Source organism: Amaricoccus macauensis, from assembly GCF_014201905.1.
GTDB lineage: Bacteria > Pseudomonadota > Alphaproteobacteria > Rhodobacterales > Rhodobacteraceae > Amaricoccus > Amaricoccus macauensis.
The window spans coordinates 174,454-200,886 of record NZ_JACHFM010000001.1 but is presented as its reverse complement, the minus strand read 5'-3'; the positions used below and the strand labels follow the sequence as shown (position 1 = coordinate 200,886).

The following is a 26,433-nucleotide window of genomic DNA, read 5'->3' as shown; positions in this document are numbered from 1 at the left end:
CGGGATGTCCTTCGGAGGTCAGCGGATCGTTGCGGAAAAGGCGTCGAGCGCGAGGATCGAGTCGCGCAGCAGGGGCACGCTCAAGGTGACAGGCGTCGCGTAGATGATGGCGCCGGGGTTCTTGAGGGCGGCCGCCGCCACGCGTTCGATCTTCGCGGGCACGTCCTCGGTGATGCCGAGATCCGCGAGGCGGGTCGGCAGGCCGATGGCGCGGCAGAAGCGGATGGTCTCCTCGATCTCCGCCGGATCGCGGTTTTCCAGCATGAGCAGGCAGAGGGTGCCGAAGGCGACCTTCTCGCCGTGCAGCAGCCCGTGGGTCTCGTCGAGCCGGGTGAGGGCGTCGTGGATGCCGTGCGCCGCCGAGCAGCCGCAGTTCTCGAAGCCGAGGCCGGAGAGCAGGGTGTTCGCCTCGATGATGTTCTCGACCGCCGTGGTGCAGAGCCCGGCGCGGACGGCGATCATCGCCTTGATCCCGTCGCGCCGCAGCACCGCCTGACAGGTCTCGGCGATCGCCAGCCCGGCGAGCGTCCGGGGAAATCCGCCCGCGACGTAGTTGTCGGTGCGCGATTCCGCGTTCGAGCGCGCCTCGAAGAAGGTCGAGAGCGCATCGCCGATGCCGGCGGCGAAGAAGCGCGGCGGGGCGGCGGCGATGACGTCCGGGTCCATCACCACGGTGTCGGGATTGCGGGAGAGGCGCAGCGTTTCCGCGAAGACGCCGTGCGCGTCATAGACCACGGCGACCGCGCTGCAGGGGGCGTCGGTGGAGGCGATCGTCGGCACGATCACCATGCGCGCGCCGGTGCGGATCGCCGCCGCCTTGGCGGTGTCGATGGTCTTGCCGCCGCCCACCGCGACAATCACCTCCGCTGCGCTGCCGGGCGTTGCCGTGGCGGCGGTGATCCGGTCGATCTCGGCGTGGGTGCATTCGCCGCCGAAACGCTCGAAGCGGACGGTGACGCCTTCGAGCCCGGCGGCGAGCGCGGGTTGCAGACTGTCGGCGACGGCGGGGTCGACGAGGACGAGGGCGCGGCTGCCGAGCGGCGTCACGTGCTGCGCGAGCGCGCGGATCTCGCCCTTGCGCTGAATGTACTTTCCGGGTCCGGCGAAGGCGCGGGCCATGTCGATCGCTCCCTGGGGGCTGGAAGGTCAGTTCCCGTCGAGGCGCCTGCGCGCCCGCCGCGAGGATGGTTCGGTCGGGTCGGCCGCGCCTTCGAGGTCCGCGACGTAGTGGTCGCGCGTCCCGTCGATGTGCCGCGCTGCGAGTGTGAGGATCGCATCGAGATCACCCGCGCGGGCAAGCTCGAGGAATTCCACGTGATCGGCGTAGGAGGCGCGGTTCAGCTCCCCGTCGCGTGAGAGCCGGTTGCGCAGCGCCTGCACCCGGAAGGAGATGCCGGCGAAGGCTTCCAGCAGGTAGGGGTTCTCGGCAAGCTCGAAGAGGACGCGGTGAAACTCGCCGTCGAGCGAGCGGTAACTTTCGGCATCTCCCTCCGCGAGGGCCGCCTGCATCCGTGCGACGATGTCGGCCCAGGCGGCGACGAGTGCGTCGCGACGGCGCGCCATGGCGAGCCGGAAGGCGGCGGCTTCGAGGATCGCGCGGAGTTCGGAGAGCTGGCGGACCTGATCGGCGGTCATGGTGAAGACGAAGGTTCCCCGCTGCGGGCGGATCTCCACGAGGCCGTCGCGCTTCAGCTGCATGAGCGCCTCGCGCACCGGCGTCTTGCTGACGCCAAGCTCGGCTGCGAGAGTGATCTCCGAGAGCGGCTCCCCAAGTTCGAGGCTGCCCCGAATGATCCGCGCGCGCAGGGCTTCAGCGGCCTGTTCGGTCAGGGAAGGGCCGCGCTCGAGGGCCGTCATTCTCGTTCCACCTCCGTTGCCCCGGCAGCACGCCGGGAAATTCATTGACTGAGATATCAGATATGATACGCCAACCTCAACTGCAAAGCTTGGGGGGAGGCCGAATGAAGGACTCGATCAGGGTCCCTGCGCAGGTTCTCGCCGATCGCCTGAACGGCGCGCTGCTCGACGCGGGAGCGTCGGCCGGGTCCGCGGCATCGGCGGTGCGGGCGCTGATGCATGCCTCCAGGATCGGCGTGGACAGCCACGGGGCGCGGCTCGTCGAACACTATTGCACCGTTCTGCGCAGCGGGCGGCTGGCGGGCGATCCGCAGCTCTGCGTGGAGCGCCGCGCCGCCGCAGCCGCTGTCGTCGATGGCGGCGACGGCCTCGGCCACCATGCGGCCTATCGCGCGATGGATGTGGCGGTGGCGCTCGCGCGCGAGGCGGGCGTCGGCGCCGTCGGGGTCGTGCGCTCGTCGCATTTCGGCGCGGCCGGTGCTTACGCGATCGAGGCGGCCCGGGCGGGAATGGTGGGGTTCGTCACCACCAACGCCGACAGCATTGTCGCACCCCATGGCGGGGCGACGGCGTTCCACGGCACGAACCCGCTCGCATTTGCCGCGCCGAGTGGCGGGGCGCGGCCGTGGCTTCTCGACATGGCGACCTCGTCGATTCCGTTCAATCGCGTCTCCCTGTTCCGCTCGCTCGGCCTGACGCTGCCCGAAGACGTGGCGGCGGACGAAGGCGGTGTGCCGACGTCCGATCCACAGGCGGTCGGCATGCTGCTGCCGGTCGGCGGCTCGGACTTCGGCTTCAAGGGCGCGGCGCTCGCCGGGGTCGCGACGATCTTTTCCGCAATCCTGCAAGGCGCCGTCGCCGATCATGAAATGATCCGCATGGTCGGTGGTGACGACATGAAGACGCCGCGCGGCATGGGGCATTTCGTTCTCGCGATCGATCCGGACCGCTTCGGCGGGCAGGCGGTGTTCGAGGCGGGAATGCAAACCTACCTCGCCGCCCTGCGCGCCGCACCGGCGCGGGCGGGCGAGACGGTGATGGCGCCCGGCGACCGGGAGTGGCGGGTCGAGGCCGAGCGCGCGCGCGGCGGCATCCCCCTCGACCCGGACACGGCCGCGTTTCTCGGCCTCGACGGTGCGCGGACCGGGGTCACCGTGGCCCGGAAGGCGGGGCAGTGACGCCGCCGCCGACCGCGAGACGCGCCCCCAGCGAGGCGCGGGACCAGAGGGTCGCCGACGCGGGAGGCACATGCCGCGCGATCGTCGCCCAGTCGCCCAGCCGCCCGCCCGTCTGCCCCCCCGTCCGTCCGGCGGGACGCGAGCCGAGGGTCCCCATCGGCACCCGGCGCCTTCCCGGGGCGAACATTGCCGCAGACGAGGAGATCGCTGCATGACTGCCGAAGGCTACGACTACATCGTCTGCGGTGGTGGCTCCTCGGGCTGCCTCGTGACCGCCCGCCTCGCGGAGGCCGGCGCGCGCGTGTTGCTGCTCGAGGCCGGCCCCGACGATCAGAATCCGCTGATCCGCATGCCCGCCGGCTACGTGAAGCTGCTCGGCGTCGAGCGCTACATGTGGTTCTACAAGTCGGTCCCGCAGGCGCACCTCGGCGGCCGCACCCCGATCGTGCCACAGGGGCGGGTGCTGGGCGGCGGCTCGTCGGTCAACGCCATGGTCTATATCCGCGGCCAGCGCGGCGACTACGACAGGTGGGTCGAGGCGACGGGTGACGCCGGCTGGGGCTATGACGCGCTGCTGCCCTATTTCACGGGCATGGAGGACAATGAGCGTCTGAACGACCGTTTCCACGGGATCGGTGGCCCGTGGAAGGTCTCCGACGAGGCCTATACCTGCCAGCTCACCCGCGCATTCCTGCTCGCGGCGCAGGGGATCGGGCTGCCCTACAACCCCGACTTCAACGGCGAGAGCCAGCGCGGCGTCGGCACGTGGCAGATCACCGCGCGAAACGGCCGGCGCTGCTCGGCGTCGGACGCCTTCCTGCGGCCGGCGATGGCAACCGGGCGCATCACGCTGAAGACCGGCGCGCTGGTGCTCTCGGTCATCATCGAGAGGGGCAGGGCGGTGGGAGTGCGCTACCGCGAGGGCAACGAGATCCGCGAGGCGCGCGCGGCAACCGAGGTCGTGATGGCGGCGGGCGCCATCGCCACGCCGAAAATCCTGATGCTGTCGGGCATCGGCCCGGCGGCGCATCTGAAGGAGCACGGCATCGACGCGATCGTCGACCAGCCGGGCGTGGGGGCGAACCTGCAGGACCATACCGAGACACCGGTGGTGGCACTCTGCAACGGCCCCTACGGCTACTTTGGCCACGATCGCGGCTATCGCCAGATGCGCAATGGCCTTGAGTTTCTGGTGAACCGCAGCGGGCCGGTGGTCTCGAACGGTGTCGAGGCGGGGGCCTTCTTCGATCCCGACGACCTCGGCGCTAACCCCTCGATCCAGCAGTTCTGCGTGCCGAGCGTCTATCTCGACAAGGACGTGACCGACATCACCACCGGCCCGGGGATCACGCTCAACTCCTGCGTGGAGCGACCGTTGTCGAAGGGCTCGATCCGGCTTGCCTCGGCGAACCCGGGCGACCAGCCGCTGGTCGATCCGAACTATCTCGCCGACCCGGAGGACCTGCGCCTCTCGATCGGCGGGATCCGGCGTGCCCGCGAGATCCTCGCGCAGGCGCCGCTCGCCGGCATGATCGACCGCGAGGTCCTGCCCGGACCGGCCGTGCAGTCCGACGCGGATCTCGCCGCCCATGCCCGACGCTTCGTGAAGACGGTGTACCACCCCTGCGGCACCGCCCGCATGGGGGTCGAGGGCGACCCGGAGGCGGTCGTTACCACCGACCTGCGCCTCCGGGGGATCGACGCGCTTCGGGTGGTCGATGCCTCGGTGATGCCGGCGATCATCAGCGGCAACACCAATTCCACCGTGCTCGTCGTCGCCGAGAAGGCGGCGGAGTTCATGCTCGGCCGGGCGCCCCGCGCCGGGGCCGGGCATGCCGAGTCCGGGTCCCGGCCCTCCCTGCAGCCCGTTCAGTGACCAAAGGATCGTAGCCATGCCCCCCATGCGAGCCGACCCGAACCCGCGGATGCCCTACCAGCATCCGATGCCCAGGGAGACTCTGCCCGATCTGGTGGTCCCGGACGCCATCCCGAGTGATGACCGCATCTGGGTGCCGCAGGGCGAAAACGTCTGGTTCCGCCCGCTCTGCCTCAACCGCTCGCAGGGCTACTGGATGAACCTGCTCAAGGTGCGGAAGTCGGGCGTGCTCTCGCGCCACAGGCACCCGCAGGCGGTGCACGGCTATGTGCTCAAGGGGCGCTGGCACTATCTCGAACACGACTGGGTGGCGACCGAGGGCAGCTACGTCTTCGAGCCGCCGGGCGAGACCCACACCCTGGTGGTGCCCGACGACGTGGAGGAGATGATCACCTACTTTCAGGTGAACGGCATCATGTACTACGTCGATCCCTGGGGCGATCCGCTCGGGTTCGAGGACGTCTTCACCAAGATCGACCTCTGTCGCGCGCACTATGACAGGGTGGGTCTCGGAGCCGACTATGTCGACCAGTTCATTCGCTGACGCCCTCTCCGCCCTGCGGCCCGATCTCTTCTCCGGGCGGCAGGTGCTCGTCACCGGCGGCACGTCCGGCATCGGCCGGGCCGTCGCCGGCGCCTTCGCCCGCCTCGGCGCCGATGTCCTCGCCACCGGGGCGACCGACGCGGAGGTCGCCGCGGCGCGAGTGGAGGGGGGGAGTATTCGCTTCGAGCGCCTCGACGTTCGCGACGGCGCCGCTGTCAGTGCGGTGGTGGACGGGCCCGCGCGGCTCGACGTGCTGGTGAACTGCGCCGGTGTCATCCGCCGGGGCAGCGAGCTTGAGCCGGCGGTCTTCGCCGATGTCGTCGACATCAACCTCAACGGCTCCATGCGGGCCTGCGCCGCGGCGCGGCCGCGCCTGAAGGAGACCGGCGGCTCGATCGTCAACACCGCATCGATGCTCGCGTTCTTCGGCGGCGGGCTGGTGCCGGGCTACTCCGCGTCGAAGGGCGGTATCGCCCAACTCACGAAGTCGCTGGCCATCGCCTGTGCCGGCGACGGCATCCGGGTGAACGCCGTCGCGCCGGGGTGGATCGCCACACCGCTCACCGCCGACCTGCGCGGCGATCCGGCGCGGAACGGGCCGATTCTCGCGCGGACGCCCATGGGGCGCTGGGGCGAGCCGGCCGAGGTCGCGAACGGCGTCGTCTTCCTCGCCTCGCCGCTCGCGAGCTTCGTCAACGGCGCCGTCCTCGTCATCGACGGGGGGTATCTCATCACGTGAGCCCAGCCTGGAGGCAGTCGTTCCCGGCGACCGAAAATCGCCTCGCCGCCGATCGCTTCATCCCCCATCGTCTCGATGCGATGGTCCGGGAGGTGATCGGCGGCGACGACATCCCCGACGGGCTGCGCCGACCCCGATAGAGGGAGGGCACCGGCGAGATCGCCGCGGGCTTCCCGGATCGAGAAGGATGCCGGTTTATGGCCCTCCCTCCGGGGCCGTCATGAAAGCCGGATTTCGCCGCCCGGAGCGGCCCCGAAACGCCCGTAGATCATCAGGTCTTCGGCGCCAATCTTCGTGCGATTTACTTGTGGTTGTCGTCGGCGGAGACAAGTCGATGCGGGAATTATTCGTTGACTTGAACAGTCCGCACGAGTCACGTTTTGGGGCAGGCGGCGCCAGACCGTCCGGTGAACCAAGGCTCAAGGGAGGATCTCATGCTCGGAACTCACATACACCGGCGCGCGCTGCTTGCCGCCGGCATCGCGCTTGGCGCGGTGACGACACTGGCGGGCGCCGCCACGGCGCAGGGTTATCCTGACCGCCCCATCACGCTGATCGTGCCGTGGGGCGCGGGCGGCGGGACCGATTCGACGGCCCGCATCGTCGGCTCGCTGCTGGAGCAGGAGCTTGGCCAGCCGATCAACGTGGTCAACCGCACCGGGGGCTCCGGCGTCGTCGGTCACTCGGCGATCGCCGAGGCGGACCCCGACGGTTACACCATCGGCCTCGCCACGGTCGAGATCGGCATGATGCACTGGCAGGGCCTGACCGAGCTCACCTCGGCGGACTATACGCCCCTCGCGCTCATGAACTTCGATCCCGCATCGGTGAATGTCCGCGAGGACGCGGACTGGGCCGACCTGCCGGCGCTCATCGAGGCGATCAAGGCGAACCCGGGGACCCTCACCGCCTCCGGCACCGGGCAGGGCGGGATCTGGCATCTCGCGATCGCGGGGTTCCTCTCGAAGCTCGGTCTCGAGCCCGGCGCGGTCCGCTGGGTGCCGAGCGAGGGCGCCGCACCCGGCCTGCAGGATCTCATGGCGGGCGGCGTCGACCTTGTTCCCTGCTCGATCCCCGAGGCGCGCGCGCTCATCGACGCCGGCCGCGTCCGGTCGCTCGCGGTCATGTCGAGCAAGCCGAACGAGGCGTTCCCCGACGTGCCGACCACGCAGGACGTCGCGGGTGTGAGCTGGGACATCGGCGCATGGCGCGGCATCGTCGCGCCGAAGGGCGTGCCCGACGAGGTGGCGGCCAGGCTCATCCCGGCGCTGGAAAAGGTCTACAACAGCAGCGAATACGCCGACTTCATGTCCAAGCAGGGCTTCGGCCGGCAGTGGGCGTCTGGCGAAGCGTTCGGAACCTTCATGGCTGAGAGCAACGAGAGCCTCGGCGCGGTCATGAAAGAGGTCGGCCTCGCCAAGTAACTACCGGACCCCAGCTGCGGGCGGCCGCCCCTGACCGTCCGCTTCCCTCCTCCAGACCAGGAAGGCGTCTCATGCGTCTCAACGATGCGCTCCTCGGCTGCATCCTTCTCCTCGTCGCGGCCGTCGTCGCCGCCATTGCATGGGGCTTTCCCGCCGTCCCCGGCCAGGACTACGGAGCGAGTACCTTTCCCCTGCTCATCGCCACGGGCCTCGCCGGCTGCGGCGCCGTGCTGATCGGCTCCGGGCTGCGAGAGCGGGCGCCGATCGTCGAGTGGCAGGCGTGGCTCGGAGAGCCGCGCCGGGTGATCGACTTTCTCTCGGTCATCACGGCGATCATCGTCTGGATCCTCGCCTGGCGGCCGCTGGGCTTCATCCTGACAACCGCGGGGGTCCTCTTCGCGCTGCTCCGCCGGTTCGGCGTGAGCTGGAAGACCTCTCTCGCGATCGCGATCGCTACGCCATTGATCATGAACTACATCTTCGGAAGGCTCCTGCTGGTGCCACTCCCTGCCGGGCTTCTCGCCCCCATCCGGTGGTGGTGACGATGGACGCAATCGCTCTCGCCGCTGGCCTCGTCTTCCGCGTCGATGTCCTCGTGACCCTGCTTCTCGCCTCCGCCTTCGGGCTCTTCGTGGGCGCGATCCCCGGACTGACCGCGACGATGGCCATGGCGCTGCTCGTGCCGCTCACCTTCTTCATGGATCCGATCCCCGCGGTCGGCGCCATGGTGACCGCCTCCGCCATGGCGATCTTCGCCGGCGACATCCCCTCGACGCTCTTGCGCATTCCGGGCACGCCGGCCTCGGCCGCGTACACGGAAGAGGCCTACCGCATGACGCTGAAGGGCGAGGCGGAAACCGCGATGGCGGCGAACCTGCTCTTCTCGGCGTTCGGCGGGCTCGTCGGGACCGCGGTGCTGATCCTGACCGCGCCCTATCTCGCGGAAATCGCGCTGAAGTTCTCGGCGCCGGAATACTTCTGGATGGCGACGCTGGGCCTGACCTGCGCGGCCTTCATCGGCTCGGGCCGTCCGGTGAAGGGCATCCTCAGCCTGCTCATCGGCCTTCTCGTCGCGACGGTGGGGCTCGACAACCCGGCCGCGGTGCCGCGCTTCACCTTCGGCAGCACCGAGCTGCTGGGCGGTGTCGATTTCATCGCGGCGATGATCGGGCTCTTCGCGATCTCGGAAGTCCTGCGCAATGCCACGCAGGGCATGGCGAGCCAGACGCTGCCGCAGGTGCGCCTCGGCAACCCGCTGCGCGGCTGGGGGCCGATGTTCCGCAAGTACTGGCCGCAGCAAGTGCAGGGCAACGTCGTCGGCGTCGCGGTCGGGGCGCTGCCGGGCGCGGGCGCCGATCTGGCGGCGTGGATCGCCTACGCGGTCAGCCGGCGCCTGTCGAAGCACCCGGAGAAGTACGGCACCGGCAACCTTGAAGGCATCGTCGCGGCGGGCTCGGCCAACAACTCCGCGCTTGGTTCGGCATGGGTTCCGGCGCTCGTCTTCGGCATTCCCGGCGACACCATCACCGCGATCGTCATCGGTGTCCTCTTCCTGCACGGGCTGAACCCCGGGCCGACGCTGTTCATCTTCCAGCCGGAGAACATCTACGCCGTCTTCATCATCTTCATCCTCGCGAACATCCTGATGGTGCCGCTCGGCTACGCCGCGATCATGATGAGCCGCCCGATCCTGAAGATGCCACGCCGGGTGCTGATGCCGCTCATCCTCGCATTCTGCGTCGTCGGCGCCTTTGCCAGCAACAACGCGGTCTTCAACGTCGGCGTCATGCTGGCGTTCGGGGTGTTGGGCTTCTTCATGGAGGAGAACGGTATCCCGCTTGCACCTTGTATCCTCGGGATCGTGCTCGGCGGGATGGTCGAGGACAACTTCATCACAACGATGATCCGCAACGATGGCAACCTGCTCGCGTTCTTCGAGAGACCGATTGCGGCGGGCCTCGGGGTGGCGACGCTGCTGATCTGGTCGTCGCCGCTCATTCTAGGACTCTTGCGCCGCCGGAGGGCGGCGGCCTGACGGGTGCGGACGGGAGGGGACATCGAATTGGGCAGGACGGACGGGCTGGCCGGACGCGTTGCGCTGGTCACGGGCGGCGCCTCCGGGATCGGAGCGGCGATCTGCCGTGGTCTGGTGGAGGCTGGGGCTCGCGTGGCGATCTGCGACCGCGACGCTGTCGCGGCGAAGCGCCTCGCGGATGAACTGGCCGATGCCGGCGGAAGCGCCGAGGCCATCGAAGTCGATGTCGCCGACGCGGCATCGGTCAGCGCGGCGGTCGCGGCGGCCGAGGAAGCGCTCGGGCCCCTGACGCTCTGCGCGAACAATGCCGGCATCGTCACCGCGCGCATTCCGCTCGCCGACATCCCTGCCGACGACTGGAACCGGCATCTGGCGGTGAACCTCGGGGGCGTCTTCAACTGCCTGCAGGCCGAAATCCCGGTCCTCCTGCGCAACGGCGGCGGGTCCATCGTCAACACGTCGTCGCTGACCGGCCTCGTGGGCGTGCCCGGGATCGCCGCCTATTCCGCGGCGAAACACGGTGTCATCGGCCTGACCAGGGTTGCGGCACTCGACTACGCCACTCAGGGCATCCGGGTGAACGCGGTGGCGCCGGGCTATGTGGACACGCCGCTTCTGGACGACCGCGGCGCGGCCGAACGCACCTCGATCATCGAGCGCCACCCCATGAACCGGATGGCAGGCCCGGACGAGATCGCGGATGCGGTCTGTTATCTTCTGGGCGATCGGGCCTCGTTCATCACCGGCACCGTCCTGCCGGTCGATGGCGGCTACACCGCCCGCTGAACTCCCCGACGCGTCCCGAAAGAGGGAAGCGACGGCACAAGTCGGCGGTTCTCTGCGTTGGCACGAAAAGCGGTTTGACGGCCGGCGCGGGAGCCAATCTTGTCGGACGGCCTGTTGCCGGTCGATGAAAGGGTGCTCACGTGAGTCAGGGACTTCTCGCGCTGCTGGATGATGTGGCGTTGATCGCGCGGCAGGCGGCGGTTTCGCTCGACGACCTGCCGACGCAGGTTGCCAAGGCCAGCGCCAAGTCTGCCGGTGTGGTAATCGACGATGCGGCGGTGACCCCGCGCTATGTCGTCGGCATTGCCGCGCAGCGGGAGCTGCCGGTGGTGATGCGCATCGCCATGGGTTCCATCCGCAACAAGCTGCTTGTCCTCTTGCCGGTGGCCCTCGTTCTCTCGGTCTTCCTGCCTCAGGCAATCACGCCACTCCTGATGCTCGGCGGCGGCTTTCTTGGCTACGAGGGAGCCTTGAAGCTTCTCGAGATGTTAGGGTTCGTGGAGCCGCATGGACCGGCCGCCGCGCCAGGCGAGAAGCACGCCGGCTCGGGCGGCGAAGGCGAGGCGGCAGCTGCCGTCCAGGCGAGCGAGGACGCGACCGTGAAGGGCGCGATCCGCACCGACCTGATCCTCTCGGCCGAGATCATGGCGATCTCGCTCGCGACGCTGCCGGTGGCCGCACCGCTCTTCAACAAGGCGGCGGTGCTCGCGGTCATCGGTCTCTTCCTGACCGGCGCGGTCTATGGGGCAGTGGCGATCATCGTGAAGGCCGACGATGTCGGGCTTGCACTGGCGCAGAACCGCCGTGGCGGGGCGGCGGGCGCGGCGCTGCGCGCGATTGGCCGCGGCCTCGTGTGGGTGATGCCGGGCTTTTTGCAACTGCTCGCGACCGTCGGAACCTTCGCCATGCTCTGGGTGGGTGGCGAAGTCATCATCCACGGGCTCGCCGCGCTCGGCTGGCACGCGCCGGAAGAGACGGTGCATGACGTGAGCGAAGCGGCGGATCACCTCGCCGGAGGCATTGCCGGCTGGGCGGCCAAGACCGTCGCCGGCATGATCGTCGGTGTGGGTTTCGGGCTTGTGGTCTTCGGGTTGAAGAACGCCGTCGTCCTGCCGGTCCTGAACCGCCTGAGGGGCAGGCCGGCGGCGCATTGAGGCGCGTCGGCGAGGGCGGCAGAGCAGCCATCTGGCGGTTTGACATATCCTTCTCTGAGTAGTGAATATTTCACTATGAAGAGAAGGATATTGCCATGACAGGTTCGTCGCGTCGCCCGAGCTTCGGCTCTGGTGTTTATTACCGTGACCCTTGGGCAGCACTTGAATGGTTGGAGAAGGCCTTCGGTTTCGAGCGCGCCATCGTCATCACGGACAACGATGGCAACCTCGCTTACGCGCAAATGCAGTTCGGCGATGGCTATGTCATGATCGGCTCGGAATGGGCTGACTATATTGCGTCGCCCGCGTCGGTTGGCGGAAAGAACACGCAGAACATTCACGTTCAACTCGCTGATGGAATTGATGACCATTATGAACGAGTGAGGCGGTTGGGCGCAGAGATTTTGCAGGAGCCTGCCGAGCAATTCTACGGTGATCGAACCTATCGGGTTCGTGATCCCGAGGGTCATGTCTGGACCTTCGAGCAAACAGTGCGCCACGTATCCCGACAGCAAGCCGAGCAGGCGAGTGGCTTGAAAATTGAAGGCCGGTATTGAATAGCTGCCAATGGCAAGTCTGAAAGTATGGTTGGAGCAACCGAACAACTCTGGAAAATGCAAATCGCTGCATTCAAAGCACATGTCGAGCGAGAAAGCTGATGTCGCGTATTCTCGTTTCCTTGCGGGTGGATTCCACACCCCAAAAGGGCTTTTGAGGTATTTGTCCACGAAATCGGACAGTGGTGGAAACCGAACCTGCTCTTCCCTTTCACGGATCGTGGGGAGCGCCGACCGCGCTCTGGTCGCGCCTCCCCTCGCATCGCTGATCCGGACTCTCGCCGTCGCCAGACATCTGATCCCGCGCAGCTTCCTCGCCGAGTTGAGCCGTATCGGGAAAGCCATCCCGGCTCCGAGGTCGAAATCCCGGAGGGCTCCGCCCGCGACACGGTGATGCAGCTTCGCGCCGGCATGCTCGACATGGGCTTTCGTGGCCGGCATATCCGAGTTGCCCGACTGCAATTCACGGCTGGTCCGGAAGGAGCCACTGGTCGCCGTTCTGTCGGAGCGACACCGCCTGGCTTTCGGCCACTTGCGCCAAGGCTTCGGCATAGGGCTCCAGAAAGTGCAGCGCGGCCGCGTCGAAGCCCTCGGCGTTCTCGATATTGATCGAGTGTCCGCCATCGAGATCGACGATCCCGATCATCGGAACGTTCGTCTCGATCCAGTTCCGCAGCGGCTGAAACCGGTGCTCGTGGCGGCCGTTGATCAGCAGCGTCGGCACCGTGAGCCGGGGCAACTGGTAGCGCAGGCTGACCCTCGGCATCAGCGCGTCGAGAAAGTCAGCGAAGGCGGCCGGGTCCATGCGCGCCACCTCTGCCACCAGCGTCTCGCGGATCGGTGCGGGGAAGCGTCTGGCGTGCCTCGGGTGGATCGCCTCTCGATCGAGCCCGTTGCGGGCCGGGTTCCGCAGTCGAGCGACGCGAGCCGTGTGGGTCGCGAGGTACGCCTCGTCGGGGCTGGGGTGGATCACTGCATTGGCATTGGTGAAAATCTGCGCCGCCACCCGGGAGGGATAGTCCAGCGCGTAGCGCAGGGTGAGGGCCGCGCCGGCGCTCTGGCCGCAGAGCATCCAGCGCCCGATCCCGAGCCGCGCCCGCAGCCGGTCGAGCCCGTCCACCAGCCGGGCGGGCGAGAGCGCGGCCGGGTCGGCACCGGGCGCCGCGTCGCCATGGGCGGGAAGGTCCACACGGATCAGCCGGAAGTGTCGGGACAGGCGCTCGACATTGGGGAGCCACTGGCGCCGGCTTGTGAGCAGCCCGTGAACCATCAGGAGCGGCGGCGCCTCTGGCGCTCCGTCGATCTCCGCGTCGAATTCGAAAAGCCTCACTGAGCGGCCTCAGGTCTGTGGGTCGGGACGAGCCTACTCCCGGCGGGGCGCGTGTCGAGTCCGCCTGGGCGGACGCCCTGGCCGTCCGGCCTCCCCGATCGGCCCCGAGCCGGGCAGACGGGGCGCAACAAGACGAACCCCACGGGAAGGAAATCACGATGGGCCTTGCCGCCGCAACGGGACAGCGCACTGCCGCGGTCGTCGAGTTCGCACGGGCAGGGGGCCGGATGTGCCGGAGCGTCGGGTCCGGCCGGTTGCGGAGCCGGGGCCTGGTGAGGTTCTCGTCGCGGTGGCGGCGGCCGGCGTCGCTGTTGCGACCGACGGAAACATGAGCGCGAACGGGCGCTTCCACAGAGAGGTTGATGGTACCGCCTCCCCGGCTTGAACGGGGGACCCCCAGATCCACAATCTGGTGCTCTAACCAACTGAGCTAAGGCGGCACGGGGAATGGAGGTATAGGCGATCGGCGGGATTGGCAAGAGGTGACGACGGTTCGTCCAAAGCTATCGCATTTGGCCGATGATGGGTCTTGCGAAGTCGTCGGACCATCCTGATCGCTTTCGTTTCCCGGAGGCGCCGAGCTTCGGCCTTGCGGCGCGCAGCAGGTTGAGGGTGAGGCATCGGAAGATTGCGAGGCTCTCGGGGCCGTTGTCGACGCGGTTTCGCGCGGCGTCCTCGTCGAAGGTGACGTCGAGCACCCGGGATGTTCTCGATGGCCCAGTGGGAGCGGGCGGCTGCGGCAAAGGCGTTTGGGGAGGGCCGCGCGGAGAGAGGTAGTCGCGAGTCGGCGGTGGTCCGGCGGCCGGGGTGCCGGCCGCGAGAGGTCGGTGGGGGCCGTCCCGCCACGGGGCGGGGATGGCACCGCGGCCTACTGCGGGCCCCCGGCGGCAATGCCGACGGGGGATGGCGGATCTGTGACGCCGCCCGCGGCGGGGCTGAAGCCGCCGGATGCGGTCACGGTGCCTGCCGCGCTCGTGATTTCGGTCGTCACCGCGGGTGCGGTCGGGGTCTCCGGGATCACCGTCTTCGCGGGCTTCGGCGCCGAGGCCGGTACGGCCTTGCCAGCCGGCCGCGAGCCGGCCGCAGCCGATTCGAAACTGCCGATCGGACGGCCATTCGCGAGCATGGTGCGCAGTTCGCGGTAGTAGGCGAGGTTGTTGCTCACATCCGAGGCAGAAAGGTCCGTGGCGAGCACCGACCGCGCTTCCTTCTCGCGCCCGGCGAGGCCGAGAAGGAGGGCGAGGTTGCCGCGGGTGTTCGAGGTCGCGGCCGGGTCGCGGACGAGCTCCTTCAGGATGGTGATGCCCGCCGTCGGTTGCCCGGACAGCCCGAGCGAAAGGCCGAGGTTCGAAAGCAGCGCGAAGTCTGTCGGGTCGTGCTGCAGGCCGGTGCGATAGGTCGCCTGCGCCTCACTGTGGCGGTTCAGCCGGTCCAGGGCGATCCCCCGGCCGGTGAGCAGCCGGATATCGTTCGGCCGGCGCGCCAGTGCGACGTCGAGGTTTGCGAGTGCTGCTTGCGGACGACCGGCGCCGAGCTCGGTGCGGGCGAGCTCGAGAAGCACGTCAGGGTCGCGGGGCCGGCGACGGTTTGCCTCGGTGAGTGCCTGCCCTGCGCGGGAGAACTGGCCAAGCCCCGCGTAGGCGCGACCGAGGCCGACGAGCGCCTCGACGGAATTCGGGTCGCGGTCGAACGCCTGCTGGTAGAGCGTGGCGGCGGTCTGGAAGTCGCCGGCGTCGGCGGAGCGCTCGGCAAGGCGCGTTGGCGAGGCACCTCCGCCTCCTCCGACCCCGAAGCCACCGAACCCGCTGGAGCAGGCGGAGAGGATCGAGGCGGCCGCGAGGCCCGCGAGGATCCCCGGACAGGGTTTGAAGCGGTGCCGCATCGCGCGTCGTCTCCTCTCCCCCTCGCCCGGCGGCACTGAAACCCGCCCGGCGTTAACAATCGATTAGCGCCTGCCTGCGAGCGTCGCGTCGGGCCAACCCGGCCAGCATTGGAGGCCGCCATGGCGAGCATTCTCTCAGGTGCGGCGATCGTGCTGTTCCTCGCGGCGGCGGTGTCCGATGCCGCCCGACGGACGATTCCGAACCCGGTCGTCGTGGCGCTCGCGATCGTCGGGCTTGCCCGCATCGGCCTCGGGCTCGCGACAGGGGGAGGCTTCGGCCCCGCGAGCCTCGATGTGGTCGCGGCGGCCGGTGTCTTCGGGATGGGCGCGCTGGCCTTTGCGGCCCGCATCGTCGGCGGCGGTGATGCGAAGTTGCTCGCGGCCGGGGCGCTCTGGATCGGCGCGGCGGGGCTCGGGGGATATCTCCTTGCAACGGTGCTCGCGGGCGGGGTGCTGGCGGTGGTCTATCTGACCTGGCGGTTCCTCGGGCCCCGCGCCCCGTCCGACGGGCTGCCCTACGCGCTGGCCATTGCCGCGGGCGGTATCTTCACGACGGCCGCGCCGCTCCTTGCCTGAGGTCAGGTTGTCATGAATCGGACGCCTGTGACCTCCGGCAGGCGATAGCGGACGGTGGCCGCATAGACCGGACCGTTCTCGATGCGCAGCTCGAACTGGTCCGGCAGGCCGAGAAGCGCGCCGATCTTCAGCCGGGCGCCGCCGGGCGAGAGGTCGAGCACCACGCAATCGACGGCGTTGTACCCCCGATGAAAGACGATCTTCGCCCGCCTGAGGACGCGAGCGCGCTGATGTACCCGCCGGTTTTCCACTTTCCTTCCTCGCGCGATGATCCCTTGGTCGCCACCTTACGTCGGAAGGTGCGCATGACCCAACGCGACCGAAGCCCGTGGTTAATGCCACTTTTCCGGAGAATTGCGCCGGAATGAGGCACGCCCGTAACCAATGATTGACCAACGGGGAGCGACATTGGCGCCGGATACGGAACCGGAGCCGTCGAATGCCCGTCACCTCGTGGATCTCCCGTGCTTTCGCCAGCCTCCGGCGTCTCGTCGCCGACAGGCGCGGCGTCGCGGCGGTGTTTCTTGCGATCGCCCTGGTGCCGCTCGTGGGTGGCGTCGGCCTCGCGGTTGATTCCGCCGTCGGCTATCTGCTGCGCGCCCGCCTTTCGAAATCCCTGGACGCAGCCGCCCTCGCTGCCGGACGCGATGCGCTCGACCCCGATGCCGAGGCGGTGGCGCGTGACTACTTCGATGCGAATTTCGGCGCCGGCGGCGGCGCGGTCATCACCGATTTCAGTTTCGAACTCGACCCGACCGCGCACTTCGTGACGGTGTCCGCCCGCGCCGAGCGGCCCACGTACTTCATGAAGATCTTCGGGCAGAACCAGATGCAGGTAACGGCCTCGACCGTGGTCGAGCGTCAGACCAGGGGCGTGGAACTCGCGCTCGTGCTCGACAACACCGGGTCGATGTACGATCTCGTGGAGGCCGCGAGGCCGGAGCTTGGCACCAAGCTCGACGCCACGCGGCAGGCCTCGCGCGATCTCATCGACATCGTCTTCGGTCAGGCCGAGACGGTCGAAAACGTCTGGGTGAGCCTTGTCCCCTACGTGGCCACGGTGTCGGTCGGCAAGAACCGCCTGTCGTTGTTCAAGCCGAACGATCAGGTCTTCAGCAACCCGGGCGCTTTCGGCAGCGAGGGCTGGAGGGGGTGCGTGATGGCGCAGCCGCTCCCCTACGATACGGATGACACGCCGCCGCCCATCGAGAAGCTTTCCTCCTACCTCTACCCAAAGACGTCTACCGACAACAACTGGCCGCCGATCGTGTCGTCCAACATCGCGAGCGTCAGCGGAAATGCCCTCGCGAAGGGCCCGAACCTCGCCTGCCCGACGGAGATCACCCCGCTCACCGCCTCCAAGACCCAGATCATGGCCGGGATCAATGACATGCAGGCGTGGCGGCGGGGCGGCACGGCCAGCAATCTCGGGCTCACCTGGGGCTGGCGCACGATCTCTCCGCGCTGGCGCGGGCTCTGGGGCGACCCAGGGCTGCCGCTCGACTATGACGGCGCCATCGAGAAGGACATCGAGAAGGTCGTCGTGCTCATGACGGACGGCGACAACTACTTCTACGATCTGCCGCCCAGCACCGAAATCCCCGGCAGCCCCGGCGACCCGAGAACGCCGTCCGACTACACCGCCTACGGCCGCGTCAACGCGCCCGGGCCGGTCGGCCTCGCCAAACCGAACTACTGGGACGGCATCCCGGTCCTGAACGCCCGGCTCGAAACCACCTGCAACGCGATGAAGGCGAATGGCATCGAGATCTACTCGGTGGTCTTCAGCGAGACGCCGAGCCCAGAGACCCAGGTCTCCTTCGAGCGGTGCGCATCCGATCCGGGGAAGTACTTCTACGCGCCGAAGGCCGGAGATCTCAACCGGGCCTTCCGGTCGATCGGCGGCCAGCTTGCCAACCTCAGGATCGTGAAATGACGCGGCCTGCCACCCTCCGGCGCAGCGAGGCTGGCGCGACTGCGGTGGAGTTCGCCCTGATCCTGCCGTTGCTCCTGCTTTTCGCACTCGGCTCGATCGAGACGGGGATTGCGCTCTTCATCCGCTCGACGATCGAATCGGCGGTTCTTGAATCTTCGCGCTACGGCATCACTGTAGGTGATGGCGTCGGCCGCAAGGATCAGTTGCTGCGGATCGTCGAGGAACGCACCTACGGGTTGCTCGACCCTGACAAGATCACGCTCGAGACCCTCGTCTACGACGACTTCGACCACATCGGCAAACCGGAACCCTTCATCGACAAGAACCACAACGAGCGCCACGACGCCGGCGAGAAGTTCACCGACGTGAACGGCAACGGCAAATGGGACGCGGACATGGGCAAGGCCGGGCTCGGCGGCGAGAGCGCGATCGTGGTCTATCGTCTGAGTTACGCCTGGGGGATCGTCACGCCGATGTTGCGCAAGTTCATGGGGGAGAGCGTCATGAACCAGTCCAGCGTCGCCGTGCGCAACGAGCCCTTCAAGCCGGCGGGTGGCAATTGAACGGCGGCAAGACGGGCGCCCGCTCGTTCGTTTCCCGCCTGCGGCGCGACCAGCGCGGGGTCTCGGCGCTCGAATTCGCGCTGATGCTGCCGCTTCTCGTGCTCTTCATCGTCGGCACGATCGACGTGAGCCGGCTGATCCTCCTGACCCAGAAGCTCCAGAGCGCAGCCTTCACGCTCGCGGACCTGACCGCACGCATCGACCCCCGGGAGACCAACTCGATCGGCAACGTCTTTCTCGCCGTCGACCAGGTGGTGAAGCCCTTCGCCTTCCGCAGCGAGGGCAGGACGATCATCACGAGCGTCCAGTCGGCGACCGCGGACAATGTGCCGACCGTCGCGTGGCAGTGCGCCAGTGCGGGAGGCTATGCCGCTTCGAGCGAGATCGGCCGGCCCGCCAATGCAGCGAGGCTCCCGGCGGGCCTCGACATCCGTCGCGGTCAGACGATCATCGGGGCGGAGGTCTACTTCGACTTCAAGCCGCTCTTTGGCATCGGCCTGCTCAGCCCCCGGGTGATCCGGCAGGTGGCCTATGCCAAGCCGCGCCTTGTCGAGCTTCCGGGCCTTGCCTGTCCCGCCACCTGAACAGGGCGGGATCGGTCAATCGTATGTCGCCATCACCCGTTGCAGGAAGCGGATCACCACCGCCTTGTCGGCGCCGGCGAGGGACTCGAGCGAATCCTCATGCTGGCGGGCATGGACGGCAAGCTGGGCCAGCGCCGCGGTGCCCGCTCCGGTCAGCCGCAGCGCATGGCGGCGCCGGTCCTCGGGCACGCCAAGCCGGGCGATCAGGCCCTGGCCTTCGAGCGCGCGCAGAAGTGGCGTCATCGTCGACTTGTCCCGACCCGTGGCCCGGCCAAGCTCGACCGCGGTGATATCCGGGTTGTCATTGATGAGTGATAAAACGGTGAACCACCCGGGCTTCAGCCAGTTCATCCCCGCGGATCTCTGGAAGCCTCGGAACGAGGCGGTTTGCGCCATGCGAATGTGGAAGCCGAGCGCATCCGCGAGGGGGCCAAGCTCCAGCGTTGCTTGGCCGCCGACCACTTCCGCCATGTCTTCAGGGGATCGACGCGCCATGACTGCCCTCATTTCACTGTGCAAGATAGCCCAGTGCGTTCCGACCAGCAATCGCCCGTGTGGACCAGAGCTCGTCTGATTGAGAAATTATTCGCTGTGGTCCCGAGATCCATCAGCGAGCGCATAGCGCTGGAACAGCGGCACCTGCGCCATGATGAAGAGGAAATTCGCCACCGGCAGGACGAAGGTGCGGAAGTCGACCCACCGGTCGGTGCCGAACTGCCGCCAGACGATCTCGTTCAACACGGCGAGTGCTAGGTAGAACACCACGAAGCGCACGGTGAACTTCATCCAGCCCTCTTCCCGCATGGGAATGAGCTCGTCCATGAGGTAGCGAAGGTAGCTCTGGCCGCGGAGCAGGCCGAAGGCGAGGATGCCGGCGAAGAGCCCGTAAAGGATCGTCGGCTTCATCTTCACGAAGGTATCGTCGCGCAAGAAGAGCGTGAGCCCGCCGAACACCGTGACGACGACGGCGGTGATGACCGCCATCTTCGGCAGCCGCCCCGAGAGAAGCCAGCTCGCCAGCAGCGAGACGAGAATTGTCGGGACGAAAACCTTGGTGGAGAAGAGAATCTGCTCGAGCTGCCGTTCGCTGGTGCCGAGTCCGTCGGGGATCGGCGCAAAGCGGTAGGCGAGGAAGAAGACGGCGATCGGGCCGACCTCGAGGACGAGCTTCAGGATCGGATTGATGTGGCGCGCGGACATGGCAGCCACATAACCGCCCTCCACTGCCAGATCCAGCCTGCCGGCACGCCAGAGGCCGCAATTGCCGGGCGGAATGACGATGGCGTGAGACGCGGCACAAACCGAAACCGGCGCGCGGCGGGAGGTTCGTCATCCCCGCGACACTACGAACGGGCACACCACGAACGGTCACGTCACGAACCGTCACGCCACGAACTGGCCCGGTCGGCGCTCGAGTCGCGCCTCGACGATCCGGGCAAGCTCGCCGGCGCCCGAGACGGTGCCAGCGCCGCGTGCCACGACCGCCAGGTCGAGATCGCCCAGCATCTCGCCGACCGACTGGAGGAACTGCGCGCAGTAGGCGACCGTATCGGCGTCCCCGGCGGGCAATGCATCGGCGAGCAGCCCCTGTGCCCGGCGAAGATCCTCATCGAGCGCGGCGCGCACCGTGGCACGACCCGAGAGCAGCAACTCGCGCTCGTCCGGGCGTCGGCGGCTCTCGGCGTCGGGCAGGACCGCCAGCACCGCCTCCTGAAAGGTCCGCAGGCTCGCGATCGGCTTCTCGAGGCAGCCCGCCGCACCGGCCGCCATCGCCTCCGCATGCCATGTCGTGCGGTCCTGGCCGCTCATCGCCACGATCGAGGTGAGCGGCGTCGAGGCTGAGGCAAGTTGCCGGATCAGGTCGATCCCGTCACCGTCGGGCAGGCCGAGATCGACGATGACCACGTTCGGCCGGTAGACGCTGAGATGCCGGCTCGCGGCGCCAAGACTGTCGGCACGCCGTACCCGTGCGCCGCTCTCCGCCGCGTAGAGCCGGATCGCCTCCGAGGCGGCGCGGCTGTCCTCGACAAGCAGGATCGTGACCGCGAAGAGGCACTGCCGGCGCAGGCTCCCCGACACGGCGGGGGGCGCGATGGATTGGGTCGCGTTGAGAATGCTCATGCTTGCCTCGAATGACGCAATGGGTTTACCGGCCGATTTGAGGCAGCGAAGGCTAACGCGGGCTTAAGGCCGGGCCTCCCTTGCACCTCGGAGCGGTTTGACTAACGTCGCGCCGGCCGGATGAAGCAGGGGGCGAAGATGGCGGACTGGTGGCGTGGCGCGGTGATCTATCAGATCTATCCTCGGTCGTTTCAGGACACGACCGGCGACGGGATCGGCGATCTGAAGGGCATCACCGAGCGGCTCGACTATGTGGCCGGGCTCGGCGTCGACGCGATCTGGCTCAGCCCGATCTTCACCTCGCCCATGGCGGACATGGGGTATGACGTGTCGGACTACACCGACATCGACCCGACCTTCGGCACGCTCGCCGACTTCGACGCGATGATCGCGCGCGCCCATGAGCTTGGCCTCAAGGTCATTGTCGACCAGGTGCTTTCGCATTCCTCCGACCAGCACCCGTTCTTCCGGGAGAGCCGGTCAAGCCGCGACAACCCGAAGGCCGACTGGTACGTCTGGGCCGACCCGAAGCTCGACGGCTCGCCGCCCAACAACTGGGTGTCGATCTTCGGCGGCGGGGCGTGGCAGTGGGACACGCGGCGGCGGCAGTACTACTTCCACAACTTCCTGCCCGAGCAGCCGGACTTCAACTTCCACAATCGCGACGTGCAGGACTGGCTCCTCGGCACGATGCGCTTCTGGCTGGAGCGCGGTGTCGATGGCTTCCGCCTCGATACGGTCAACTTCTACTTCCACGACAAGCTGCTCAGGGACGATCCCGCCGACTACCGCGTGAAGACCGAGCCGGCGGCCAATCCCTATGACATGCAGTACCACATCTTCTCGAAGAACCAGCCGGAGAACCTCGCGTTCCTCGAGCGGATGCGGTCGCTTCTCGACGAGTACGACGGGCGCATGATGGTCGGCGAGGTGGGCGAGAGTCACCACGCCATCCGCATGATGGGAGAGTACACGAGCGGCAACAGCCTCCAGATGGCCTATTCCTTCGAGATGCTCGGCGCTCCTTTCACCGCCGCGCACTTTCGCAAGCAGATCGAGGATTTCTTCGAGGGAGCGCCGCGGGGCTGGCCGACATGGGCGTTCTCGAACCATGACGTGCACCGCCACGCCAGTCGCTGGGCGCGCCACGGCATCGGCCGGGAGGAACTCGCAAAGCTCACGGGCGCCATGCTGCTCTCGTTCCAGGGCTCGATCTGCCTCTATCAGGGCGAGGAGCTTGGCCAGACCGAGACCGAGCTGGAACTCTTCGAACTCACCGATCCGCAGGGCATCAACTTCTGGCCCGAGCCGGTCGGCCGCGACGGCTGCCGGACGCCGATGGTCTGGGACGCCAACGCGCCGAGCGCGGGCTTCTCCACCGGGCGCCCGTGGCTGCCGGTGAAGGAAGCGCAGGCCGCGCAGGCAGTCGCCGGACAGGCGGGGGTGGCGGATTCGGTGCTCGAATTCTACCGCAAGATGCTCCGACTCCGCCGTGACACTCCCGAGCTGGTGAGCGGCGCAACGGCATTCTTTGACGTCTCCGAGCCGATCCTCGCGTTTACCCGCGGCGGCAACGTGCTCTGCATCTTCAATCTGTCGCCGGAGGCGCGCGACGTGCGCCTGACCGGTGGCGGCGCGCTCGCGCTCGCGCAGGGCGCGGAGCATCGCGGCGACATCCTGCACCTGCATCCGAACGGCTTTGCGATCCTCGAGGCGCTCGAGGGTGTGAACGTGAGCGACGTCTCGGACCCGGCGAAGGCCTGAGGTACGCTCTGGCCCGCCGGTGCATCAGCACCGCCGGCGGGTCATCGGGCGCGGCCGAAACAGGAGGGCAGGGGGAGCGGGAGTGCGGTCAGGCGCGTGCGACGGCGCCGAAGCCGTGCATCCGCTTCGACCACTGCACCGCCACGAAGAAGCCCTTGATCGGCGGCAGCATTGCGAGGCAGAGCGGCACCGCGAGGCCGCAGAGTACCAGCGCAACGGCCCATGGCGCGAGCCCGGAGCCGAGCAGCGGCAGGAGCGAGAAGCCCGCGATGTGGCAGACCACCAGCAGCGTGACGTAGGCCGGCCCGTCGTCGGCGCGGTGGTGATGCAGCGGCTCGCCGCAAGCGGGGCAGTCCTGCGCGACCTTGAGGTATGAGCTGAAGAGCTTGCCTTCGCCACAGGCGGGGCAGCGGCAGCGGAGTCCGTTGCGAACGGCCTCCCCGGTCGGGCGTTCGTTTGCGTCGGTCATGGCACCTCTCTCGGTTGTCCGTTCCATATGCCATTCAATGCTGCAAATATCAATCCATGCAATATGCAGTCAATGCATCGTGAGGCGATTGAGCTTGCATTGATTGCAGCCCCCCCTGCATACAATCTGCAGGACGAGCCGTGGAGGCAGGATTGCTGAACTGGTCGCCGGAGCTCGCCCAGAACGGCCAGCCCCGCTACATCGAGATTGCCGACGCGATCGCGCGCGACATCCGCGCCGGACTGCTCGCGCCCGGCGGCCGCCTGCCGCCGCAGCGCCGCCTCGCCGAGCGGCTCGGGCTCGATTTCACCACCATCTCGCGCGCCTACATCGAAGCCCGCTCCCGCGGTCTCGTCGAGAGCCACGTTGGTCGCGGCACGTTCGTGCGGGCGGAAGCCGCGCCCGCGCCGGTACCCGCCGCTGACCCGAGCCGCGCTCGCGAGCAGGATCTCGCGATGAACCTGCCGCCCGAGCCCGACGACCCCGAGCTTCTCGCGGCCATGCGCGACGGGTTGGCCGCGACCGCCGCCGATCTCGTGCCACTCCTGCGCTACCAGTCCCCGACCGGTGCCGAGCGGGACCGGGCCGCCGCGCTCGTCTGGCTTGCGGCGCGCGGGCTGGCGCCCGACCCCGACCGCATCGCCGTCACCCCCGGCGCCCATGTGACCATGTGCGCCATTCTCTCGGCGCTGGCGGCCCCGGGCGACGTGCTGCTCTGCGAGGCGGTGACCTATCCCGGCCTGCGCTCCATCGCGGCAAAGCTCCGCCTCGGGCTCGTCGGCCTGCCGGAGGATGCCGCCGGCATCCTGCCCGATGCCCTCGATGCGGCGATCCGCGACCGTGCCCCGAAGGCGCTCTACCTCAACCCGACGCTGCGCAACCCCACCACCCACACCATCCCGACCGAACGGCGCGCGGAGATCGCCGAGGTGCTGCTCCGCCACGGTCTGCCGCTGGTCGAGGACGACGCCTACGGCTTCGTGCCGCCGAGCCCGCCGGTCCCGATCGCGGCGCTGGCGCCCTCGCTCGCGTGGCACATCGGCGGTCTCGCGAAATGCATCGGTGCGGGCCTGCGCCTCGCCTACACCGTCGCGCCGGACAGTCGCGGCGCCTATCAGCTCGGCCAGTCGATCCGGACGCTGGCGGTCATGCCGTCGGCGATCACCGCGGCGCTCGCCACCCGCTGGATCGAGGACGGCACCGCCGACCGCATCCGCGGCTTCATCCGGGCCGAGGCGGCTGCGCGTCAGGCGCTCGCGGCCGAAGTCCTCACCGGCCTGACCTTCGAGAGCGACCCGGTCGCCTTCAACCTCTGGCTTCGCCTGCCGGAAGGGGCGGGCCGTGCCGAACTGATGGGCCGCATGGCCGGGCGCGACATCGGCCTCATGCCGTCCGACGCCTTCACCGTTGCCGGACCGCCGGGTGAATACCTCCGCGTCTGCCTCGGCGGCGCCATCTCGCGCGAGCGTCTGCGCGACGGCCTGCTTTTCATGTCGAATACGCTGGCCGGTCAGACCTGGCTCGGGTGAGCCGCCACACCGCCGCCGCGGAGACTGCCGCCAGTACCGCCGCTCCGAGCAGTGCCGTGGTGAAGCCGCCCATGTAGGCGGTCTGCGCCAGCGCCAGCGCCGCCTCGGGCGCGGTCCCGGGCAACCCGGCGCCCGCCCGGTCGAGATCGCCCGCGACGACGGCGCTGGCAAAGCCGTCCGGCTGGCCGGCAAGCAGGCGCTGCGTCGAAAAGGCCGCAATCCCGCTCAGGCCCGCGAAGCCGAGCAGTACGCCGGAGAAGCGCGCGGTGGTGCTGACGCCCGCGCTCATGCCGGAAAGCTCGCGCGGCATGGCCCCGACGATCGCCTTCTGCGTCTCGCCGTTCAGCAGACCGCCGCCGGCGCCGATCACCGCCATTCCCGCGAACACGAGGCCGAGGGCTCCGGCGTGGGCACCCCAGCCGACCAGCGCATCGCCAAGCCCTGCGGCGACGAGGCCGATGAGCAGGATCTGCGGCGTCGCAAGGCGCCCGGCCAGCAACCGCCCGACGTGCGGAAAGGCGAACATCGTGATGCCGAACGGCAGCATCGCCACGCCCGCCATGAGCGGTGCAAGGCCCGCGCCGTTCTGCAGCAGCAGCGGCAGGAGTGAGGCCATCACCTGCACGCAGGCCGCATAGGCGAACATCGCCCAGACCCCGCCCACAAGGCGCCGGTCGCGGAAGAGCCGCAGTTCCAGCATCGGCTGCGCCTGCGCCCGCTCGGCCGCGATGAAGCCGAGCAGCGCCGCAACGCCGACCCCGAAGCCGGCCAGCACGGCGCCGTGGGTCCAGCCATACTTCTGCCCGCCGATCAGCCCGAAGGTCAGGCCGAACATCATCGTGGCGAAGAGCAGGATGCCGGCGAAGTCGAGCCGCCGCGCCGACGGATTCCGCGACTCGCCCACATACGCGAGCGTCGCGGCCGCGAGCGTGGCGCAGATCGGCAGCATGACGAAGAATGCGGCGCGCCAGCCCAACCAGCCGACGAGGACCCCGCCAAGGAGCGGCGAGGCGAGCATGGTCAGCCCCATGATCGCGCCCCAGATCGCCCAGGCGCGATCGCGTTCCGGCCCGGAGTGATAGACGTTGCCGAGGATCGCCAGCGCGGGCGAGAGCAGGAACGCCGCCGCCGCGCCCTGCACCGCGCGCGCGGCGGTGAGGAGGGGTGCCGATGGTGCGATGCCGCAGAGCAACGCGCTGCAGCCGAACGCGGCGATCCCCGCGAGAAACACCCTACGCCGGCCATAGCGGTCGGCGACCGATCCCGCCGGCAGCAGCAGCGCGCTGAAGCTCAGCATGAAGGCGCTGACCATCCAGGCGATTTCGCTGAAGCTCGCGCCGAAATCCCGGGCGATCGACGGCAGCACGATACCGATGAGGTTCGCGTCGATCACGGTCAGCGCGCATCCGACGGATGCAGTCAGCAGCAGGCCTCGCGAGGCCATCGGGTGCGCACTCATGGCTTGGGTCCGGCTTGGGAGGGGCACGACGAGCGTGCCCTTCCTATATGCAACTGCGGGTAGTTTGCAA

At 68.4% G+C, this 26,433-nt stretch carries 27 protein-coding genes and 1 tRNA gene; 16 read left to right on the top strand and 12 right to left on the bottom strand.

All coding sequences use genetic code 11. The features are described 5' to 3' along the window. Window positions 1-18 precede the first annotated feature (18 nt). Both HNP73_RS00995 and HNP73_RS00990 read right to left on the bottom strand, forming a co-directional pair. The gene (locus HNP73_RS00995; protein WP_184146250.1) at window positions 19-1,119 is read right to left on the bottom strand and encodes a glycerol dehydrogenase; all 1,101 of its coding nucleotides are present in this window, start codon (window positions 1,117-1,119) and stop codon (window positions 19-21) included. A gap of 27 nt (window positions 1,120-1,146) precedes the next feature. Next, on the bottom strand, window positions 1,147-1,857 hold the full coding sequence (locus tag HNP73_RS00990) for a GntR family transcriptional regulator (protein WP_184146248.1): 711 nt from the start codon (window positions 1,855-1,857) through the stop codon (window positions 1,147-1,149). A 104-nt stretch (window positions 1,858-1,961) separates the two neighbouring features. On the opposite strand from HNP73_RS00990, the gene HNP73_RS00985 reads away from it, so the two are divergent. The 10 genes from HNP73_RS00985 (at window position 1,962) to HNP73_RS00940 (ending at window position 12,150) form a co-directional block, all read left to right on the top strand. Continuing rightward, window positions 1,962-3,035: an Ldh family oxidoreductase gene (locus tag HNP73_RS00985; protein ID WP_184146246.1), complete on the top strand. Its 1,074-nt coding sequence runs from the start codon at window positions 1,962-1,964 to the stop codon at window positions 3,033-3,035. A 211-nt stretch (window positions 3,036-3,246) separates the two neighbouring features. Further along, window positions 3,247-4,911 carry a GMC family oxidoreductase gene (locus tag HNP73_RS00980; protein WP_184146244.1) on the top strand — a complete coding sequence of 555 codons (1,665 nt, stop codon included), beginning with the start codon at window positions 3,247-3,249 and terminating at the stop codon, window positions 4,909-4,911. Window positions 4,912-4,927: 16 nt separating this feature from the next. Further along, the gene (locus HNP73_RS00975; protein ID WP_184146242.1) at window positions 4,928-5,455 is read left to right on the top strand and encodes a 2,4'-dihydroxyacetophenone dioxygenase family protein; all 528 of its coding nucleotides are present in this window, start codon (window positions 4,928-4,930) and stop codon (window positions 5,453-5,455) included. Then, window positions 5,433-6,194, top strand: a complete 762-nt coding sequence (locus tag HNP73_RS00970) for an SDR family NAD(P)-dependent oxidoreductase (protein ID WP_184146240.1) — start codon at window positions 5,433-5,435, stop codon at window positions 6,192-6,194. The genes HNP73_RS00975 and HNP73_RS00970 overlap by 23 nt, the downstream gene beginning before the upstream one ends. Before the next feature lie 434 nt (window positions 6,195-6,628). Then, a complete protein-coding gene (locus HNP73_RS00965; protein WP_184146238.1) occupies window positions 6,629-7,618 on the top strand; it encodes a Bug family tripartite tricarboxylate transporter substrate binding protein in 990 nt (329 codons plus the stop codon). A 71-nt stretch (window positions 7,619-7,689) separates the two neighbouring features. After that, window positions 7,690-8,160: a tripartite tricarboxylate transporter TctB family protein gene (locus HNP73_RS00960; protein ID WP_184146236.1), complete on the top strand. Its 471-nt coding sequence runs from the start codon at window positions 7,690-7,692 to the stop codon at window positions 8,158-8,160. Window positions 8,161-8,162: 2 nt separating this feature from the next. After that, complete coding sequence (locus tag HNP73_RS00955) at window positions 8,163-9,653, top strand: tripartite tricarboxylate transporter permease (protein WP_184146234.1); 1,491 nt, start codon at window positions 8,163-8,165, stop codon at window positions 9,651-9,653. Between the two features lie 27 nt (window positions 9,654-9,680). Further along, window positions 9,681-10,439: an SDR family NAD(P)-dependent oxidoreductase gene (locus HNP73_RS00950; RefSeq protein ID WP_184146232.1), complete on the top strand. Its 759-nt coding sequence runs from the start codon at window positions 9,681-9,683 to the stop codon at window positions 10,437-10,439. A 140-nt stretch (window positions 10,440-10,579) separates the two neighbouring features. Continuing rightward, a complete protein-coding gene (locus HNP73_RS00945) occupies window positions 10,580-11,593 on the top strand; it encodes a DUF808 family protein (protein WP_184146230.1) in 1,014 nt (337 codons plus the stop codon). A gap of 95 nt (window positions 11,594-11,688) precedes the next feature. Then, on the top strand, window positions 11,689-12,150 hold the full coding sequence (locus HNP73_RS00940; RefSeq protein ID WP_184146228.1) for a VOC family protein: 462 nt from the start codon (window positions 11,689-11,691) through the stop codon (window positions 12,148-12,150). 463 nt (window positions 12,151-12,613) lie between these two features. Here the strand turns inward: HNP73_RS00940 and HNP73_RS00935 are convergent, their stop codons facing one another. The 4 genes from HNP73_RS00935 to HNP73_RS00920 all read right to left on the bottom strand — a co-directional run bounded on the left by HNP73_RS00935 (window position 12,614) and on the right by HNP73_RS00920 (window position 15,362). After that, window positions 12,614-13,480 (bottom strand): alpha/beta fold hydrolase, encoded by an 867-nt coding sequence (locus HNP73_RS00935; protein WP_184146225.1) that lies wholly within the window; start codon window positions 13,478-13,480, stop codon window positions 12,614-12,616. 363 nt (window positions 13,481-13,843) lie between these two features. After that, window positions 13,844-13,920 (bottom strand) — tRNA-His (locus HNP73_RS00930). 63 nt (window positions 13,921-13,983) lie between these two features. Beyond that, entirely contained in the window at window positions 13,984-14,178 is a 195-nt protein-coding gene (locus tag HNP73_RS00925; RefSeq protein ID WP_184146222.1) for a hypothetical protein, read from the bottom strand. A gap of 170 nt (window positions 14,179-14,348) precedes the next feature. Further along, the gene (locus tag HNP73_RS00920; protein ID WP_184146219.1) at window positions 14,349-15,362 is read right to left on the bottom strand and encodes a tetratricopeptide repeat protein; all 1,014 of its coding nucleotides are present in this window, start codon (window positions 15,360-15,362) and stop codon (window positions 14,349-14,351) included. 120 nt (window positions 15,363-15,482) lie between these two features. Between HNP73_RS00920 and HNP73_RS00915 the strand changes: the two genes are divergently transcribed. Further along, a complete protein-coding gene (locus tag HNP73_RS00915) occupies window positions 15,483-15,938 on the top strand; it encodes an A24 family peptidase (RefSeq protein ID WP_184146216.1) in 456 nt (151 codons plus the stop codon). A 2-nt stretch (window positions 15,939-15,940) separates the two neighbouring features. Here the strand turns inward: HNP73_RS00915 and HNP73_RS00910 are convergent, their stop codons facing one another. Next, window positions 15,941-16,189, bottom strand: a complete 249-nt coding sequence (locus tag HNP73_RS00910) for a PilZ domain-containing protein (RefSeq protein ID WP_184146213.1) — start codon at window positions 16,187-16,189, stop codon at window positions 15,941-15,943. Between the two features lie 188 nt (window positions 16,190-16,377). Between HNP73_RS00910 and HNP73_RS00905 the strand changes: the two genes are divergently transcribed. From HNP73_RS00905 to HNP73_RS00895, 3 genes are read left to right on the top strand one after another with little or no spacing between them, the layout of a single operon-like run. Then, window positions 16,378-17,874: a pilus assembly protein TadG-related protein gene (locus HNP73_RS00905; RefSeq protein WP_184146210.1), complete on the top strand. Its 1,497-nt coding sequence runs from the start codon at window positions 16,378-16,380 to the stop codon at window positions 17,872-17,874. Continuing rightward, window positions 17,871-18,437, top strand: coding sequence for a TadE/TadG family type IV pilus assembly protein (locus HNP73_RS00900; protein ID WP_184146207.1), 567 nt, complete (start codon window positions 17,871-17,873; stop codon window positions 18,435-18,437). The genes HNP73_RS00905 and HNP73_RS00900 overlap by 4 nt, the downstream gene beginning before the upstream one ends. Next, complete coding sequence (locus tag HNP73_RS00895) at window positions 18,434-19,021, top strand: TadE/TadG family type IV pilus assembly protein (RefSeq protein WP_184146204.1); 588 nt, start codon at window positions 18,434-18,436, stop codon at window positions 19,019-19,021. Before HNP73_RS00900 ends, HNP73_RS00895 begins: the two co-directional genes overlap by 4 nt. A 15-nt stretch (window positions 19,022-19,036) precedes the next feature. Here the strand turns inward: HNP73_RS00895 and HNP73_RS00890 are convergent, their stop codons facing one another. The 3 genes from HNP73_RS00890 to HNP73_RS00880 all read right to left on the bottom strand — a co-directional run bounded on the left by HNP73_RS00890 (window position 19,037) and on the right by HNP73_RS00880 (window position 21,142). Next, on the bottom strand, window positions 19,037-19,516 hold the full coding sequence (locus HNP73_RS00890; RefSeq protein WP_184146201.1) for a MarR family winged helix-turn-helix transcriptional regulator: 480 nt from the start codon (window positions 19,514-19,516) through the stop codon (window positions 19,037-19,039). 87 nt (window positions 19,517-19,603) lie between these two features. Then, a complete protein-coding gene (locus HNP73_RS00885) occupies window positions 19,604-20,221 on the bottom strand; it encodes a septation protein A (RefSeq protein ID WP_184147972.1) in 618 nt (205 codons plus the stop codon). 183 nt (window positions 20,222-20,404) lie between these two features. Beyond that, window positions 20,405-21,142, bottom strand: coding sequence for a response regulator (locus HNP73_RS00880; RefSeq protein WP_184146199.1), 738 nt, complete (start codon window positions 21,140-21,142; stop codon window positions 20,405-20,407). Window positions 21,143-21,280: 138 nt separating this feature from the next. Here HNP73_RS00880 and HNP73_RS00875 point away from each other — a divergent pair, with 138 nt between their 5' ends. Further along, window positions 21,281-22,906 (top strand): alpha-glucosidase, encoded by a 1,626-nt coding sequence (locus HNP73_RS00875; protein ID WP_184146196.1) that lies wholly within the window; start codon window positions 21,281-21,283, stop codon window positions 22,904-22,906. Between the two features lie 88 nt (window positions 22,907-22,994). Here the strand turns inward: HNP73_RS00875 and HNP73_RS00870 are convergent, their stop codons facing one another. Then, complete coding sequence (locus HNP73_RS00870) at window positions 22,995-23,375, bottom strand: DUF983 domain-containing protein (RefSeq protein WP_184146193.1); 381 nt, start codon at window positions 23,373-23,375, stop codon at window positions 22,995-22,997. A gap of 140 nt (window positions 23,376-23,515) precedes the next feature. Here HNP73_RS00870 and HNP73_RS00865 point away from each other — a divergent pair, with 140 nt between their 5' ends. Continuing rightward, window positions 23,516-24,904: an aminotransferase-like domain-containing protein gene (locus HNP73_RS00865; protein WP_343063170.1), complete on the top strand. Its 1,389-nt coding sequence runs from the start codon at window positions 23,516-23,518 to the stop codon at window positions 24,902-24,904. On the opposite strand, the gene HNP73_RS00860 is transcribed toward HNP73_RS00865, so the two are convergent. Beyond that, entirely contained in the window at window positions 24,864-26,363 is a 1,500-nt protein-coding gene (locus HNP73_RS00860) for an MFS transporter (RefSeq protein ID WP_184146187.1), read from the bottom strand. The two genes, HNP73_RS00865 and HNP73_RS00860, sit on opposite strands and share 41 nt — an antisense overlap. Window positions 26,364-26,433 lie beyond the last annotated feature (70 nt).

What these genes read in the sequence shown, in the direction of transcription:
- HNP73_RS00995 (WP_184146250.1), bottom strand. Translation starts at nt 1,119, where the DNA reads ATGGCCCGCGCCTTCGCCGGACCCGGAAAGTACATTCAGCGCAAGGGC.
- HNP73_RS00990 (WP_184146248.1), bottom strand. Translation starts at nt 1,857, where the DNA reads ATGACGGCCCTCGAGCGCGGCCCTTCCCTGACCGAACAGGCCGCTGAA.
- HNP73_RS00985 (WP_184146246.1), top strand. Translation starts at nt 1,962, where the DNA reads ATGAAGGACTCGATCAGGGTCCCTGCGCAGGTTCTCGCCGATCGCCTG.
- HNP73_RS00980 (WP_184146244.1), top strand. Translation starts at nt 3,247, where the DNA reads ATGACTGCCGAAGGCTACGACTACATCGTCTGCGGTGGTGGCTCCTCG.
- HNP73_RS00975 (WP_184146242.1), top strand. Translation starts at nt 4,928, where the DNA reads ATGCCCCCCATGCGAGCCGACCCGAACCCGCGGATGCCCTACCAGCAT.
- HNP73_RS00970 (WP_184146240.1), top strand. Translation starts at nt 5,433, where the DNA reads ATGTCGACCAGTTCATTCGCTGACGCCCTCTCCGCCCTGCGGCCCGAT.
- HNP73_RS00965 (WP_184146238.1), top strand. Translation starts at nt 6,629, where the DNA reads ATGCTCGGAACTCACATACACCGGCGCGCGCTGCTTGCCGCCGGCATC.
- HNP73_RS00960 (WP_184146236.1), top strand. Translation starts at nt 7,690, where the DNA reads ATGCGTCTCAACGATGCGCTCCTCGGCTGCATCCTTCTCCTCGTCGCG.
- HNP73_RS00955 (WP_184146234.1), top strand. Translation starts at nt 8,163, where the DNA reads ATGGACGCAATCGCTCTCGCCGCTGGCCTCGTCTTCCGCGTCGATGTC.
- HNP73_RS00940 (WP_184146228.1), top strand. Translation starts at nt 11,689, where the DNA reads ATGACAGGTTCGTCGCGTCGCCCGAGCTTCGGCTCTGGTGTTTATTAC.
- HNP73_RS00920 (WP_184146219.1), bottom strand. Translation starts at nt 15,362, where the DNA reads ATGCGGCACCGCTTCAAACCCTGTCCGGGGATCCTCGCGGGCCTCGCG.
- HNP73_RS00915 (WP_184146216.1), top strand. Translation starts at nt 15,483, where the DNA reads ATGGCGAGCATTCTCTCAGGTGCGGCGATCGTGCTGTTCCTCGCGGCG.
- HNP73_RS00905 (WP_184146210.1), top strand. Translation starts at nt 16,378, where the DNA reads ATGCCCGTCACCTCGTGGATCTCCCGTGCTTTCGCCAGCCTCCGGCGT.
- HNP73_RS00900 (WP_184146207.1), top strand. Translation starts at nt 17,871, where the DNA reads ATGACGCGGCCTGCCACCCTCCGGCGCAGCGAGGCTGGCGCGACTGCG.
- HNP73_RS00890 (WP_184146201.1), bottom strand. Translation starts at nt 19,516, where the DNA reads ATGGCGCGTCGATCCCCTGAAGACATGGCGGAAGTGGTCGGCGGCCAA.
- HNP73_RS00885 (WP_184147972.1), bottom strand. Translation starts at nt 20,221, where the DNA reads ATGTCCGCGCGCCACATCAATCCGATCCTGAAGCTCGTCCTCGAGGTC.
- HNP73_RS00880 (WP_184146199.1), bottom strand. Translation starts at nt 21,142, where the DNA reads ATGAGCATTCTCAACGCGACCCAATCCATCGCGCCCCCCGCCGTGTCG.
- HNP73_RS00875 (WP_184146196.1), top strand. Translation starts at nt 21,281, where the DNA reads ATGGCGGACTGGTGGCGTGGCGCGGTGATCTATCAGATCTATCCTCGG.
- HNP73_RS00870 (WP_184146193.1), bottom strand. Translation starts at nt 23,375, where the DNA reads ATGACCGACGCAAACGAACGCCCGACCGGGGAGGCCGTTCGCAACGGA.
- HNP73_RS00860 (WP_184146187.1), bottom strand. Translation starts at nt 26,363, where the DNA reads ATGAGTGCGCACCCGATGGCCTCGCGAGGCCTGCTGCTGACTGCATCC.